The 15,448-nt window shown below is 45.3% G+C and carries 12 protein-coding genes and 1 tRNA gene; 1 reads left to right on the top strand and 12 read right to left on the bottom strand.

Translation table 11 applies throughout. The annotated features are described in order from the left end of the window. The 6 genes from GPL15_RS04565 to GPL15_RS04540 form a co-directional block, all read right to left on the bottom strand. Nucleotides 1–1,360, bottom strand: a 1,360-nt coding sequence (locus GPL15_RS04565; protein WP_215696442.1) for a hypothetical protein, incomplete at its 3' end; no start/stop codon positions are given. A 766-nt stretch (nucleotides 1,361–2,126) separates the two neighbouring features. Continuing rightward, nucleotides 2,127–3,044 carry a homoserine O-succinyltransferase gene (gene metA, locus GPL15_RS04560; RefSeq protein WP_215696440.1) on the bottom strand — a complete coding sequence of 306 codons (918 nt, stop codon included), beginning with the start codon at nucleotides 3,042–3,044 and terminating at the stop codon, nucleotides 2,127–2,129. Nucleotides 3,045–3,094: 50 nt separating this feature from the next. Next, nucleotides 3,095–5,062: an NAD-dependent DNA ligase LigA gene (ligA, locus tag GPL15_RS04555; RefSeq protein WP_215696439.1), complete on the bottom strand. Its 1,968-nt coding sequence runs from the start codon at nucleotides 5,060–5,062 to the stop codon at nucleotides 3,095–3,097. Then, on the bottom strand, nucleotides 5,043–5,807 hold the full coding sequence (gene rluF / locus GPL15_RS04550) for a 23S rRNA pseudouridine(2604) synthase RluF (protein ID WP_215696437.1): 765 nt from the start codon (nucleotides 5,805–5,807) through the stop codon (nucleotides 5,043–5,045). Before rluF ends, ligA begins: the two co-directional genes overlap by 20 nt. 14 nt (nucleotides 5,808–5,821) lie before the next feature. Further along, nucleotides 5,822–6,856, bottom strand: coding sequence for a tRNA preQ1(34) S-adenosylmethionine ribosyltransferase-isomerase QueA (gene queA, locus GPL15_RS04545; RefSeq protein ID WP_215696434.1), 1,035 nt, complete (start codon nucleotides 6,854–6,856; stop codon nucleotides 5,822–5,824). A 119-nt stretch (nucleotides 6,857–6,975) separates the two neighbouring features. Beyond that, nucleotides 6,976–7,869, bottom strand: coding sequence for a hypothetical protein (locus GPL15_RS04540; protein ID WP_215696432.1), 894 nt, complete (start codon nucleotides 7,867–7,869; stop codon nucleotides 6,976–6,978). A gap of 197 nt (nucleotides 7,870–8,066) precedes the next feature. Here GPL15_RS04540 and GPL15_RS04535 point away from each other — a divergent pair. Beyond that, nucleotides 8,067–8,138, top strand: a tRNA-Arg gene (locus tag GPL15_RS04535). 18 nt (nucleotides 8,139–8,156) lie between these two features. On the opposite strand, the gene GPL15_RS04530 is transcribed toward GPL15_RS04535, so the two are convergent. The 6 genes from GPL15_RS04530 to GPL15_RS04505 form a co-directional block, all read right to left on the bottom strand. Next, nucleotides 8,157–8,903, bottom strand: a complete 747-nt coding sequence (locus GPL15_RS04530; protein ID WP_215696430.1) for a hypothetical protein — start codon at nucleotides 8,901–8,903, stop codon at nucleotides 8,157–8,159. A 13-nt stretch (nucleotides 8,904–8,916) separates the two neighbouring features. Continuing rightward, nucleotides 8,917–9,864 carry a hypothetical protein gene (locus tag GPL15_RS04525; protein WP_215696428.1) on the bottom strand — a complete coding sequence of 316 codons (948 nt, stop codon included), beginning with the start codon at nucleotides 9,862–9,864 and terminating at the stop codon, nucleotides 8,917–8,919. A gap of 12 nt (nucleotides 9,865–9,876) precedes the next feature. Next, nucleotides 9,877–11,055 carry a hypothetical protein gene (locus GPL15_RS04520; protein ID WP_215696426.1) on the bottom strand — a complete coding sequence of 393 codons (1,179 nt, stop codon included), beginning with the start codon at nucleotides 11,053–11,055 and terminating at the stop codon, nucleotides 9,877–9,879. A gap of 300 nt (nucleotides 11,056–11,355) precedes the next feature. Further along, nucleotides 11,356–12,309: a (4Fe-4S)-binding protein gene (locus GPL15_RS04515; protein WP_215696424.1), complete on the bottom strand. Its 954-nt coding sequence runs from the start codon at nucleotides 12,307–12,309 to the stop codon at nucleotides 11,356–11,358. Continuing rightward, a complete protein-coding gene (locus GPL15_RS04510) occupies nucleotides 12,310–13,953 on the bottom strand; it encodes an FAD-dependent oxidoreductase (protein WP_215696422.1) in 1,644 nt (547 codons plus the stop codon). It abuts the gene before it with no gap. 41 nt (nucleotides 13,954–13,994) lie between these two features. After that, complete coding sequence (locus GPL15_RS04505; RefSeq protein ID WP_215696420.1) at nucleotides 13,995–15,431, bottom strand: aldehyde dehydrogenase family protein; 1,437 nt, start codon at nucleotides 15,429–15,431, stop codon at nucleotides 13,995–13,997. Nucleotides 15,432–15,448 lie beyond the last annotated feature (17 nt).

The raw sequence follows: 15,448 nt of genomic DNA, 5'->3' as shown, positions 1-15,448 counted from the left end.
TTATGGCTTCAGCAATATATTCTATAACACATTCCATTAGTTTAGATGTAAGTTCAGAGTTAATACTACTTCTATTTGTGGATTGGCTTTCACTTAATCTCAATGTTTCTGGTCTAATTAAATCCATAGAAATATACTTATTGTATACATTTTCAGATACAATATTGTCAATCTTCTTTGTAATCTCATTTGCAATATCGTCAATGGATTTTTTCAATAAGTTATCCGTTGATTTTGTGATATTATCCTTTATCCACCTGCATAAACAGACATTATCCTTTAAAACTGTATGTAACTCAATATATTTACTTTCAATATCCTTTATCTCAGTGTCATACATAGACCTCCATATTTCCCTTGTATCAACACCTTTGTAATATGCCAACACGGCTATTGATTCTGAAATATTATCGTTTTTTAAATTATTCTTGCAATAATCCTCAATAATACTAAGTAAAATATCATTCTGATAGAAATGTTGTGCAGTTTTGAATGTGTCCATATCACACATCCCATATAAAAGAACTTGCTGGTATATGTCAGGATTGTATGGGCAGTTCCTAAACGCTTGAACCAATACGCTCTTTTTATTATCCACTAAAGATAGATTCTTCAATAATTCAGTTGATCTTTTTATATCATATATTTCAACCTTTGAATAATTAAAAATAGAATTCTCTTGTAGCTTAGTAAAAAAAACATGCATTAACTCAGATATAAACATACTAACTGCATCTGCAATATCTGAATATGCTTTTATCATAACTGCCATATCCTTTCGTTCGCGTTCACTGGCAGTTCTTTTAGACATTTCATCCATTGCTCTTTCATATTCTCTATCAGCTTTTTCGCATTGCATTTTGACTGTACTGGTTTCAAAAGCTGCTAATGTCATATGTGCAATGATACTACTGGAATACATAGATATACCGGTTCCTGTAATTTGTGAATAAGCCGATTGTTGAGCATTATCAAAACCTTCCAAAAAACTATCCAATTCATCAATAAGATTTTGTTTTATTTGGGCAAAACACTTTTTATAAACATCTGCATAATAGAGATAACCTTTATTATTATCTACTAAATCACTTTCTGTAATATCAAAGATATTATGTTTTGAAAGCATGGAGATTACCTGCTTTCCTTCTTGTCTCATTTTATCTTTAAATTTAGTTTCTAAATACCCAAGTTGATCTGGTTCATCATTTTCTGACAATATTGGCATTTTCATTGTAACGAGCAGTGAATCAGACAACCTATTATTTATCTTCTCAAACTCATTACAATAATTAATGTATTCCCTCAATTCCTCTGGAAAAATATATTCTTCTCCAAGAAACATTACCTTTTCTTCTGCCATTTTATTAACCTCCCGTAATGATATGATAATATTATACTCCTGATCACAAGCAACAACAATCTCTTTCATATTGCGATTATTACAATAAAAATAAACGCATACCAGAATTAATCCGATATGTCTTCTCATTAAATTTTTTATCTCTATATGCTATTCCATTTTTCAACTATATCTTTAGACTCATGTATCGCATTCCTCGTACGCGACAATTCTTACAACAAATTCTAAAAATATATAGGTTTGAGCACATGTGCAGAAAATGTCATCCTGAGCACTGCCCCACTTAATCTGCCCGGTAAACTCCCGGACACTATGAAGCCCAGCAAATAAATTTGAAAGAGTTCATCTATAAATAGTGATTTAAAGTGCGAAACCTAATTCCTGTAATATTCATAGTATATGTAATTCAGTCGATCGTTCTCTAAATCAAATTTAATCCCTTTAACACCATGCCCATTATTCACGAAAACGCTCGTTATGGGCTGAGTCTAAAAAGCAGATCATCGATTTAAAACAATAAATATATAAGCACAATTTAAAGCACTAAAATAAGCCCATTATCAATCATATTAATAGAACTGATAATGGACTTATTCAGATGTCTTAATAATAAATTTCATTATACTTTTCCTGAATTTCAAACTATTTGACACCAATCAGGCTCCAAATTACTCTAAATCACTCCAAATTATGTCAGCTATATGCCTATATCATTTTTCCGCAAACTGCCTTAAACTCAGGGATGCCCCCGTTTTTACAAGCTTTTTTACTCAGCCACATCCAACAAGTAAGGCGTTACCTGATAAACGTAGAAATTCAGCCAGTTACTGTATAAAGTATTAGACATATTCCTCCAGGTAAGTACCGGTATGGAAAACGGATCATTATCCTCATAATAATTGCAGGGAAGTTCCGGCTGGAGGCCCTTTTTCAAATCCCTGTGATACTCATTATTAAGCGTCATCCTGTCATATTCCGGATGTCCCTGGACAAACACCTGTTTTCCGTCTCTGCTCATCACCAGAAAGATTCCCGCCTCCTTAGATTCCGCCAGAATCATGAGTTCCGGCTGTTTCACCACATCTTCCCTGCGCACTTCCGTATATCTGGAATGAGGAGCCATAATATAGTCGTCCATACTCCGAACCAGCGGTACTTTGCGGTTCAGCACCTTATGGCGGTAAATCCCTGATAACTTGGTTTTTCTTTCATATTTTGGAATGCCGTAATGGTAATACAGGCCGGCCTGGGCCCCCCAGCAGATATGCAGGGTGGAGGTCACATGGGTTTTAGACCATTCCATAATCATGGTCAGTTCATCCCAGTAGTTCACCTCTTCATAGGGCAGATTCTCCACCGGCGCCCCGGTAATGATCATGCCGTCATACTTCTTCTTTTTAATCTCCGAAAATGGCACATAAAATTTATTTAAATGGCTGGCCGAAGTATTTTTAGAAATATGGGTGGAAAGCATTAAAAAGCTGCAGTCCACCTGAAGCGGAGTGTTGGAAAGCGCCCGCAGAAGCTGGGTTTCCGTATCCTCTTTGATCGGCATTAAATTTAAAATCAGGATTTGAAGGGGGCGGATGTCCTGGCTGACCGCCCTGTCCTCATCCATAATAAATATATTCTCTGACTCGAGTATGGCCTTGGCCGGTAAATCTTTCTGTATTTTAATTGGCATATTTTTCTCTCCTGTACTCTATCCCTGCCAGAGTGTATTTGAAAGCAATTTTAAGACACACCCTGGTTCATCATTTTTATAAAATCTTCTTCTGAAATGATCGGCACACCCAGTTCCTTGGCTTTTTTATTCTTGGAAGAATTGGAAGCCGTATCATTGTTAATCAGATATGTGGTTTTCGAAGTGACCGAACCGGTGGCCTTCCCGCCTCTGGCTTCTATTTCCCGCTGAAGCTCTTTGCGGTTGGCAAACTGTTCCACCGAGCCGGTTATGACAAATGTCATGCCGTCAAAGATCTGGTTTTCCGTCTCCACCTGTTCTGCCTCAATATCCAGTTCATCCAGCAGGTGATCCACAATCCTGTTATTCTTTGTATCGGCAAAATAAGCAGTCCAGGCCTCCGCCAGAACCCCGCCGATCCCGTCCACATCAATCAGCTCTTCCGCCCCAGCCCGGCGCATGGCGTCAAAATCATATTTGAACGCCCTGCACAGCATTTTGGCATTAGCTAAACCGATGCCGGTAATTCCAAGGCCATAAATCACCCTGGGCAGCGTGGTGTGGGATGCCGTTTTAATGGCTTCCACCAGGTTATCATAGGACTTCTGGCCAAAGCCGTCCATCTCCACAATCGCTTCTTTATGCTGGTCCAAATGAAAGATGTCCGCATACTCATGGATAAAACCGGAAGCGATGAACTTTTCCAGCGTAGCCTCCGACAATCCGTCGATATTGAGCGCGTCCCGGCTCACCAGCAGGGAAAAGCTTTTGATCTTTTTGGCCTGACAGTCCGGGTTGGTACAGTACAGGGATTTTACATCCACAACCTGGCGGATCTCCGTATTTCCGCCGCATACCGGACAAATCTTAGGAATCTGTACCTTACCGCTCCGGGTCAGATTCTCCGCGATCTGCGGTATGATCATGTTAGCCTTATAAACGGTAATGGAATCGCCTTCCCCCAGCTCCAGCGCCTCCAGGATACTGATATTGTGCACGCTGGCCCGGCTGACCGTGGTCCCCTCCAGTTCCACCGGTTCAAATATGGCCACCGGATTGATCAGCCCTGTTCTGGACGGGCTCCATTCAATCTCTTTCAATGTGGTTTCCCGAATCTCATCCGCCCATTTAAATGCGATGGAATTTCTGGGGAATTTCGCGGTCCGTCCCAGGGATTCACCATATGCGATGTCGTCATAGGTGAGAACCAGCCCGTCGGACGGTATATCGTAATCTTCCACGGCTTTGGCGAATTCGGCAACGGTTTCAGGAAGGGTATCTTTCGTCACTTCTCTGTATTCCACCACATCAAATCCCAGTTTGCGAAGCCACTCAAACTGCTCCTTTCTGGAATTATGGAAATCCACCCCATCCGCGCTCACCAGAGCAAATGCTTCAAAATTTACATTCCTCTGAGCTGTGATCTCGTTGTTAAGCTGGCGGACGGACCCGCTGCAAAGGTTTCTGGGATTTTTGTATTTGGCATCCACATCTCCGATTTCGTCATTGATCCGGTTAAAATCCGAATATTTGATGACAGCCTCGCCCCTTAAAACCAACTGGCCGTCATATGCGATGTTTAAAGGGATATTGGAAAATACTCTGGCATTATTGGTGATCACCTCCCCAATTTCTCCATTTCCCCGGGTAACCGCTTTTGAGAGCGTGCCGTTTTCATAAGTCAGCACAATGGTCAGACCATCCAGCTTCCATGACAAAAGCCCCTTCTGGTCACCGATCCATTCCTGAAGAGCGGACACCTCCTTTGTCTTGTCCAGCGAAAGCATGGGAGAACTGTGGGCCTCTTTGGGCAGTTCGCTGAGTACCTGATATCCCACGTTTTGAGTTGGACTGAGTGACAGCACCACCCCCGTCTCCCTTTCAAGGCTCACCAGCTCATCATATAGTTTATCATATTCGAAGTTGCTCATCAGTTCCCGGCTCTCCTGATAATAGGCTTTGCCGGCCTCTGATAAAATACCAACTAATTCTTTCATTCTAAGAATTTTTTCGTCCATCCTGTTTCTCCTTATAGGGCAGATTCGTGGAATCCTTTATTATTTCCAATAACGTTTCATATTCTGCGGGAGTCACGTTCCGGTAATCCCCTGTTTTTAAATTGCCCAGTTGGATATTCATTATACGCGTCCGCTTTAATTCCAGCACCCGGTATCCCAGATATTCGCACATTCTTCTGATCTGGCGGTTCAGCCCCTGAGTTAAAATAATCCGGAAACGGTCTTTTCCCACGGTTTCCACAAAACAAGGTCTGGTAATTGTACCGAGAACCGGCACTCCCTCTCCCATGGCCTTTATAAACTCCTTTGTAACCGGTTTATTGACCTTAACCAGATACTCTTTTTCGTGTTCATTTCCCGCTCTCATAATCCGGTTGACCAGGTCTCCCTGATTGGTCAGCAGCAGCAGCCCTTCTGAATCCTTATCCAGACGGCCTATGGGATAAATCCGGACCGGATAATTCATAAATTCCACAATATTTTCCGCCCTGTCTTTATCCGATGTGGTACAGACGATGCCCCGGGGCTTATTGACCGCCAGAAGGACCGGTTTGTCCTTCTTTTTTCCCGCCTGTCCTCCGACCACTTTCCCGTCGCAGACCACGGTCTGGCCATCTTCAATTTTCATTCCGGTAACGGCAGCGCGGCCGTCTACCAGCACTTTGCCGCTTTCAATCAGACGGTCTGCCTCCCGGCGGGAGCAGACTCCCATCTCACTCAGATATTTATTCAGTCTAACCGGCATTTATGACCTCCCCGTCATTTCAGATTGGTAAAAAAGCAGGCGTCCCCGAAACTGAAGAACCTGTATTTTTCCTTAATCGCTTCTTCATAAGCATGAAGAACGTGTTCCCGTCCGGCCAGGGCGGAAACCAGCATGACCAGAGTGGACTCAGGCAGGTGGAAATTGGTAATCAGGCAGTCCAGAATTTTAAACTGGTAGCCCGGATAGATGAAGATGTCCGTCCAGCCGCTTCCGGCCTTTAACACACCGTCTTCTCCTGCTGCGGATTCTATGGTACGGCAGCTTGTGGTTCCCACACAGATCACACGTCCGCCGTTTTTCTTGGTATCATTGATCTTTTTTGCCTCTTCTTCTTCCACAATGTAGAACTCAGAATGCATATGATGATCCAGAATATCGTCCACTTTCACAGGCCGGAAGGTTCCCAGTCCCACATGAAGCGTCACATGGGCGATTTTCACCCCCATATCCTCAATTTCTTTTAACAGCTCATTGGTAAAATGAAGGCCGGCGGTGGGGGCAGCGGCCGAACCGTCGTGTTTTGCGTAAACCGTCTGATAACGGTTCTTATCCTTCAACTGATGAGTGATATAAGGCGGCAGCGGCATCTGTCCCAGCCGGTCTAAGATTTCCTCAAAAATGCCTTCGTAATGAAACTGGATCAGACGGTTTCCCTCTTCCACCACATCCACCACAGTTCCTGTCAGCAGGCCGTCTCCAAAGGATAAGACTGTGCCCGGCCTGCACTTTTTCCCCGGTTTTACCAGGGTTTCCCAGATATCGTTTTCCTTCCTTTTCAGGAGCAGCACCTCAATCTTCGCCTGTGTATCCTCTTTCACGCCGAAAAGACGGGCCGGAATCACTTTGGTATCATTGATTACAAGGCAGTCCCCCGGATTTAAATACGATACAATATCACGGAATATTCTGTGTTCTATCTCTCCCGTTTTTTTATCCATAACAAGCAGTCTGGATGCAGAACGATCCTCCAGCGGATCCTGTGCAATCAGCTCCTGGGGCAAATCAAAATAAAAATCTTTAACGTTCATACCTGTCTCCATTCCTCCGCTGCCAGCGGTTTTTTCACAAAAATACTTTTGTATGTAAAGTGCAAAAAGCTTTTCCATCCATAAAGCTGTTTTATGGAAAGAAAAGCATCTGCATGCAGCTATTGCGCTGCTGTAGTTTCGATTTGTATATCCATCTCGGTCACAGGCTCTGTCTGGGCTTCTGTCTCTCCCTCTGTCTCCTGTCCGCCCTCTGCCTGTCCCTCCGGTGCGGAAGTTTCATCTTCTCCCCCGGTTTGGCTTTCCTCCTCAGATGGCGATCCCGATTCAATCCCATTATAAATGCTGTTCAGGGCCGGATCATTGGCAATGGCTTCCTGTACCTGGGCGTCCACCTGGGATGACAGAAGCCGCACATCTTCAGAAACATTGACCTTGGAAATGTAATCGGCCACGGAATCGTCAAAATCCAGTGTCATCACATACTGTCCCTCTGCATTCTTCTGCACATAACACATGGTTAATACAGGAAGGGGCGTCTCAGCATCTTTAAACTTAATCTCATAATAGGGATAGACCACATAGGTATCTTCCGTCAGCCCATTTTTCGTGTAAGAAATTATATTTTCATAACCTTCTACCACCTGGGCTGTCTTTTCCAGTTTGGCCCGCTCCTGCTCTAATTCCTCTGGTGACAGGGTTTGTCCGAAAACTCTGGCCAGGGCTTCCGGGTCACATTCTGTCTTGGCCTGGCAGTACGCCTCAATCAGGGCCTTAATTTCCGGAATTTCGTCCTTTTTCAGTTCGTATTCCTCGAAATTCTGTACATACTCTTTGGTATCCGGTTCTACGGGCTGGGTTGTTTCGTCTGCTGCTGATATGGAAGTTGTGGCGGACTCCGCAGTTGTCTCTTTTTCAGTCTTTGACGATTTGTCAGTTAATACAATGACTATAATTAATAATATAACGATAAACGGAATTATCATGAATTTAAGATACCTGCGCATCTCGTCATCCGATAAGCCCCTGTTTTTCCTGTTTCTTGACCTTCCCATGGCATATCCTCCTGCAAGCTTAGTCTTGCTATATTCTAACAAAAACAAAGGCAAAAAGCAATAACAGGATAAACTTATAAAAGTTTATCGCCCTATGTCTAAAATAACGGCCATTCAGACGGCTAAACTTCCTGACCGATAAAACTGGTCAAAAAGCACTTGCAGTTTTTATAAAAATATAGTAAGATATAGAAGATGCGTCTGTAGCTCAGTGGATAGAGCAGTGGCCTCCGGAGCCGCGTGCGGAGGTTCGATTCCTCTCAGACGCATTCTTTTTTACCCATTTTTCAGCTTTCTGCCTTTGATATCAAGGTCTCAACCAGCTTTTGAAGTTCTTCATCCTCAATCAGATTTCCCTGTTCAGAATAGATTTCTCCATCCGGCCCGATTCCAAGAGACAATTGTAACCGTTGGTCTTCATCATATAATTCCAGTATAAACCGGATCATTTTTTCAGACGCCCCGGCTTCATTTTTCCCAGAAATTCCCTGCAGCAGTTCCATAATCCTGGCGGTTTCATCCTCATTTAAATCATAATCAATTCCGGGATGAAATTCATTTTCCGTGATTTCATAAAGATTTCCGCTCACAATCCTGTCTGATGCGCTGCTGTGCCCCGTTTTCCTCTCCTCAAGTAATCTGGTCACCGCATTCTGTATTTCCTCATCTTCCCAGAACCATTTAAACCTGCAGCGTTCCTCCTTTGAATCTGCGCTCCAGTAAGCTTTCATCGTATAACCGTCTCCCTTCCAGACACGGATATTGGAATATCCGGGCTGGTCCGTGATGATATCTGTGAGTTTTGCCTGTTTTGGATACTTTTGTTTCATATAGCACAGATAATCCGCATAAGCCGGATAATATCTGCTCTCCCGGTCCACCTTCATATCCTGCGCAGCCTCATCATAGTCCGGGGACGGCTGCTCCTTGGCCGCCGTCTCTTGTACCCCTGCTTCCATATTCAAAAGCAGAAAGAATGTCCATGAAAAAAACAACAGTCCTGTTAACACCAAAATTTTTCTCTTTTTACCCATCCCATTCATCCTCTCAGATTTCTGTGATCACAACAACTTCTATATTCAGCGCATTTGAAAGGATTGTTTCCAACTGCTTTCCAACCGAATAAAGGGTACGGATTCGTTTTTGATCCTCTTCTTCATCCGCCAGCATGCCGCTGCCGTCATAATCAGCCATGCTTTTAAGCCCGATCAGAACCGCCGCTCCCCTGACAATCCCTTCTCCATAAACAGATGGATAGATTTCAAACTGCCTGTCCGGGTGCTCACTGCTGACTGCCAAAACCTTCTTAAAAGTCTCTTCCACCAGCCGGGCCGCCGCTCTTATATCCGCCTCTTTTCTATCTGTCACTCTTATGTGTGACGCTCTTATATCCGTCTCTCTTTTTTCAGACGCACACTCATCAGTCTCATACTCATCAGTCTCATGCCCATCAGCCTCACGCTCATCGGTCTCATGCCCATCGGTCTCATACTCATCAGCCTCACTCTCATCGGTCTCATGCTCATCAGCCCCACGCTCATCAGCCTCACTCTCATCAGCCTCACTCTCATCAGCCCCACGCTCACCACTTTCTCCCAGCTCCTGTTCCCTTTTGCCTTCCCCAATCAAAGGCCGCAGCAATTCAATCTGCTCTGTTGTCAAACGTTCAATATGGACATAACTCCTGAGGTAAAGATAATCCATTCCCATATAATCATATCTCTGATAATAGTCCATATCATCTTCCCCGGCTTTTAAAAATCCCCTCTCCTTCAGCCTCTCATCCAGACGTCCCAATCCGCTTTGGGATCTCAGGTAAACGCCGAACAGATACCGGTAAACAGCCTGAAGTTTCAAATACTGGCCTGTAATCTGTCCGGACCGGAAAAGAACCGGATTACCGTTTTTTTCAGCCAGATTCAGTCGTTCCGTTTCCTTTAGAGAAGGCAGGCTGATATTGTCAATCTCATTCCATATTTCAGTTAAAAATTCCATATTTTCACCTCATCAATATTTATAATATTCATAGTGCATCGTCGTAGGCCTGCCGTTTTCATTTACAATCTGGCCGGGGTCAATATAATACTTTTCCCCCCAGGAAGACACGATGTATCTTCCGTCCGAGGTAGTCCCTGTGATCGTCATCGCATGGCCTCCATTGATAAACTGCACCGTATTTCCATTTATATCCTGCAGATTGCCGTCGTGGTAAGATATCACCACATAACCGTCTTTGCATAGGTCATTGACATTTTCAGGGCTGACATCTATGTACTTCGTGATCTTTACATCGACGCCCTTTTCCTTTAAGTATAGCTGTGTCCTGTATTCACGGTCTTCTGTGCTGGTTCCTTTTCCCGAATTGTCCTTGAGATAATCATAATTTGCTTCCGCCCCATCCACTTCTTCCTTGTAATCTTCCATGAAATTAATCGTATCCGAACCGCCGGAAGAATTGTGGTTATCCGTTGCGGAGTACAGGTCAACCAGCATTTCATTGTAGTTCAAATCCCCGTTTTTATACATTGAGAATCCGAAAGTCTTTTCAAAATCGGCCTCCCGCCCTTCATAGGCCGCGAATATGGTATTCATAACCGCTACATACCCGCATCCCTCGCTGTTCAGCTTTTTAAGAAATGTATTGATCTGTTTATCCGTCATATCCGGATAGTACTCTCTTACTATATTATATAAATCTTTCTTCTCAGACCAAAATCCCCATTGGCTTTTCGGGCCTCCCTGGTCGCCGCCGTAGGCGCCGTCCTCATCAAAGACAATGGAATCGATCTCATGTTCTTCTATAGGCGTGCCCCAGCCAAACCACTGCATGAGTTTTGCCCACCAGGACGAATCCTTTACATACTTTCCGTTCTCACTGTTTTCAGCATTCGCTTTTTCTGCCGAATCTGCATGGCCTGTGATTTGATCTTCTGCTTTTTGGTACAGGTCTGTAATCTGTTCCAATGCGCGCCCCATGGCGGAACTGCCGCTTTTCGCATTTTCCGCATCCTTTGCCAGACGCCTCAGGCTGGTTTTAACCCGGTCATAGGATCTGGTATCTTCCAGGCTGCGGGAGGCATTTAATATAATTTCCCTTATGCGCTCCAATTCATCTGCCGTTCTGCTGAAATTACCGGCTGTATTTTTGCACGCGGATAGTTTAATGCTGAAACTGCCGTCACTCATAATCCTGTCTCCTTTATATCAATTTATTCCTCTCCCTTTGTTCAATGCAGCGGTTCCATCGGGTGTCTGAACTGTTGCTGTTTAACCTCATTATACAGCAAAAATGCCGCACTGGCCCTGCATTTCTGATAAACGGCAGCCTGAGTATGACAAATGGCCTTTTTGAATCTGTTATTCACCTTTTTCCTGCAGCCTCCATACAATAAAAAATGCTGTATCCCAGCATTTTTTCTGAAATGTCCGCCTGACAGCGGCATTCAAAAACAGCTCAGCATACAGCATTTTATTACTACTTCCCGGTCAGCAGGTCGCGCCTCCGGTTTCATGCAGTTTCGCATCCAGAATTTCCTGTTTTCTGGCCATAACTGCATCACTTAAAATTTCTTTTTCCACTTGCTCAAAACCGATTCTCTGGATCGTCTGCGCAAAACGTTCCCCTGTCTTCCCCTGTTCCCGGTAAAACAGAATCACTTTTTCAATCGTATCCAGCGCCTCTTCTTCCGACGTGAATATCTTTTTCAGCTCTCTTCCATGCTGGACCCGTTTCCCCCACATACCGCCCAGATAAATCTTGTATCCTGTAATTCCATCTTCAACCGCATCAAAATGGCATGTTCCGATGCATCGGCCGCAGTTATTACACATATCCTGGTCAATGTTCAGCAGATCGCCGGTCAGATTTGCCGCCTGAATCGGGCATGCCTCCTCTACCGAACATTTTAAGCATCCATTGCAGCTTTCCTCATCAAACTTGGGGATTCTCTGTCCAATAATTCCCAGATCATTTAAATTCGGCTTTACACAGTTATTCGGGCATCCTCCCACCGCAATCTTAAATTTGTGGGGTAGTTTTACCTGATTATAGCCTTTATAAAATCTCTTATGGATTTCTTCAGATAAGGCGAACGTATCGATTAATCCATACTGGCAGGTCGTGCCTTTGCAGGATACTACCGGTCGGACCTTAGAACCAGTTCCCCCCGTCTCCAGTCCCGCTTCTGCTATATAGGCGCGGAAATCTTCTATCTTATCATATGCCACCCCCTGGACTTCCAGGGTCAGACGGGTGGTAAATGTAATCGTTCCATTGCCGTATAAACGGGCCGCTTCCGCAATACACTGCTGCTGGTCAGCCGTAATCTTACCGTTTACCGTAATAATTCTGGCCGAAAAATTATCTGTGCCTCTGTTATTTAAAAACCCCAGGGCTTTCACCCTCTTTTCGTCCGCTGCACTCACCGTTAATGTAGCCATTTACGAAACCTCCCGTTTTAATTCATTAAATGTTAATCCGCCTTCCAATACCTTCGTATGCCTATAGCCGTAATATTTCAGACGGTTCTGCAGCATATAGGCCCGCTTGCCTTTTGCGCATACCAGGAGCAGCTTTTCATCCAGACCGAATCCCGTCATAATTCCCGATACTGCTGATAAGTTTACATAATCTGCCCCTTCTATAGAAGGCTGCAGGGATACGTCTATCACCCGGTAACCCGCTGCTTCTCCATCCATGTATCCGGCCGGCGTGATGGTCTCAAATTCCCCCTCCATCTTATTCAGAAGTATATTTACCATATGCTCAAATGGATGAATGGCGGTTGAAAATGGCGGCGCGTAAGCCAGATCCAAATTCGCAGTCTGATCTAAACCGGCATTGAATGAGATGGCGGTTGCAGCGATGTCTGTTATCTTATCCACTGCCCCCTTTCCCAAAACCTGTACTCCCAAAAGCCGTTTCGTATCCCTGTCCGCTGTCATCTTCATGATAAAAAATGACGCGTCAGGATAATAATGGGCCTTATCATCCACCACTCCGATCACGCTCACCGCGTCAAAACCTGCTTTTTCAGCCTGAAGTTCTGTCATACCGGTACGTCCTGCATTTAAATCAGGAAGTCTGCATACAGCAGTTCCTATAACGCCCCCATAACTGCCGTCTTTTCCGGCAATCAGCCTGGCGGCCAGCCTTCCTTCTATGTTGGCTGAAGACCCCATGGGGGACCATTGGGCATAGCCCGTGATTAAATTAACCACACAGGCGCAGTCTCCTACGGCATAGATATCCGGATCATTGGTTTTCATCTGCCTGTCCACTTTAATCGTTTGATCCGGCATCCGTTCAATGCCTGTTCCTTCCAGAAATCCGGTATTGGCCTTAATGCCCACAGAAAGGATCACCGCATCCGCTTTCATAGCCCTTTTTTCAGTCTGAACCTTTTCCACCCGTCCGTTTCCAAGAATCCCTGTCACTTTCGTTCTGGTAAAAGCCATAATTCCCTTATCTGCCAGATGGCGTTCCACATAAGAAGCCATCTCCGGGTCAAACCCCGGCAGGATGTGATCCGCCATTTCCAGAACGGATACACGCACTCCACGGGCGGCCAGATTTTCTGCGGTTTCAAGGCCAATATAACCGCCGCCGACTACCACAGCCCGTTTCATCCCGCCTTCTTCCACAGCATCTTTCAATGCAGCCGCGTCATCCGGCGTCCGCATAAAGTACACCCCAGGCAGATCAATTCCGTCTATGGGCGGCCGGACAGGGGAGGCCCCCGACGCGATCACCAGGTTATCGTATTCGAATGTCCGTCTTTCCCCTGTTTCCACAGATACGGCTTCGATTGATTTCAGTTCCCGGTTCACCGATACGGCTTCCATGCCGGTAAGAACCTTCACCCCGGTCAGGCCGGAAAAGCTTTCAGGAGTATTTACAATCAACTGCTCTTTCCGATGTATAACATCGCCCACATAATAAGGAAGGCCGCATCCGGCATAGGAAATATCTTTTCCTTTCGTTATGATGGTAACTTCGGCGCTTCTGTCCTCTCGTTTCAGTTTTGCCGCCGTTTTGGTTCCGGCGGCTACGCCTCCGATAATTAAAATCCTTTTATTTTTCACAATTATCCCTCTTTCTCACGTCATACCGGAAAAACCGCCCCTTATGGCGTGATGGTAATACGCTTCACATCATAATACTCCATCAGCGAGAAGACAGACCAGTCTTTGCCCACACCGCTCTCCTTCACGCCGCCATGGGCATAGGGCAGCGGCGATCCTCCTCCCCAGACATTGACGATGATTTCACCCGCTTCCAGTTTCTCCGTCAACAAAAACGCGTCATGCAGATTCTGGGTATATGCATAGGCGGAAAGCCCATATTCCGTATCATTTGCGATTTCTACCGCCTCTTCCAGAGTTTTAAATGTAATAACAGGAAGTGCGGGTCCGAAAATCTCTTTTCTGCAGATTTCCATCTGGTTGTTGCAGCCGGTGAGCAGCGCCGGAGTCATATAGTTGCCCGCCGTCTTATCCTTGGGGATTTCTCCCCCACATACCAGTTTTGCACCGTGGGCGACAGCATCGGCAATTAACCCCAGCACCCGGTCCCGGTCTCCCCTTGTGATTAATGGGCCCATGGTAATATCCTCTTCCCGGCCCCATCCCAGCCGGCATGCCTCAAACTGTTTTTTTACCAGTTCAACAAACTCTTCTGCTATATCCTGGTGGACCAGGGCCCGGTTTACACAGGTGCAGATCTGCCCGCAGTTATTCATTTTAAGCCCGGCAAGGAAAGCTGCCGCCTTTTCCAAATCTGCATCCGGCATCACGATGGCAGGGGCATTTCCCCCCAATTCCAGAGAGTAAGACTTAATTGTATTACAGGAATCCCGGATCACCTGTTTCCCTGTTTCCGAGGAACCGATCAGAGTGATGAGCCTGGGAACCGGACTGGAATTCAACACTTCTGCCACGTCATTTACCGGCCCTGTCACGATGTTGAATACTCCCTTTGGAAAATGAATCGATTCCGCAATTTCACCGACTTTCAAAGCTGACAGAGGCGTAAGGGAGGCCGGCTTTAACACGCAGGTACAGCCTGACGCCAGGGCAGGGCCGAGTTTTGCTCCGATATTTAACAGAGGCATGTTCCAGGAAAGGTGGCCGGCCATAACGCCCTTAGGGCGGTACGCATTCATATGATAGGATGCGTTGCAGCTATTATAATCGGGTACTGTCGTTCCATTTAAACGTTTTGCTTCCTCGTAATAATAATCCAGCGCGTCTACCAAAACATTAAACCCTCTGGCAGCAGCAAACAAAGGTTTGCCCGTTTCCATGGACAGGATATCCACCAGTTCCTCTTTTTGGGCATAAAGAGCCTGTTTTAATTTGGTTATCCACTGTCCCCGGTCAGTTAAGGACATGCGGGACCACGTTTTAAATGCTTCCTGGGCCCCGGCAAGGGCTTCCAGCGTCTGTTCTTTGTCGGCGCATCGGATGACTGCGGCCGCCTCTCCGGTACCCGGATTCCAGATAGTCCTCTCCACACCTTTCCCTTCAGCTAACTGCCCGTTAATATACAATTTAAAACTCATATTTCCCACCATCCCTT

The sequence above is a fragment of the Clostridium sp. MCC353 genome, from assembly GCF_018785315.1.
Lineage (GTDB): Bacteria > Bacillota > Clostridia > Lachnospirales > Lachnospiraceae > CHH4-2.
This window is presented reverse-complemented; position numbering and strand designations above follow the sequence as displayed.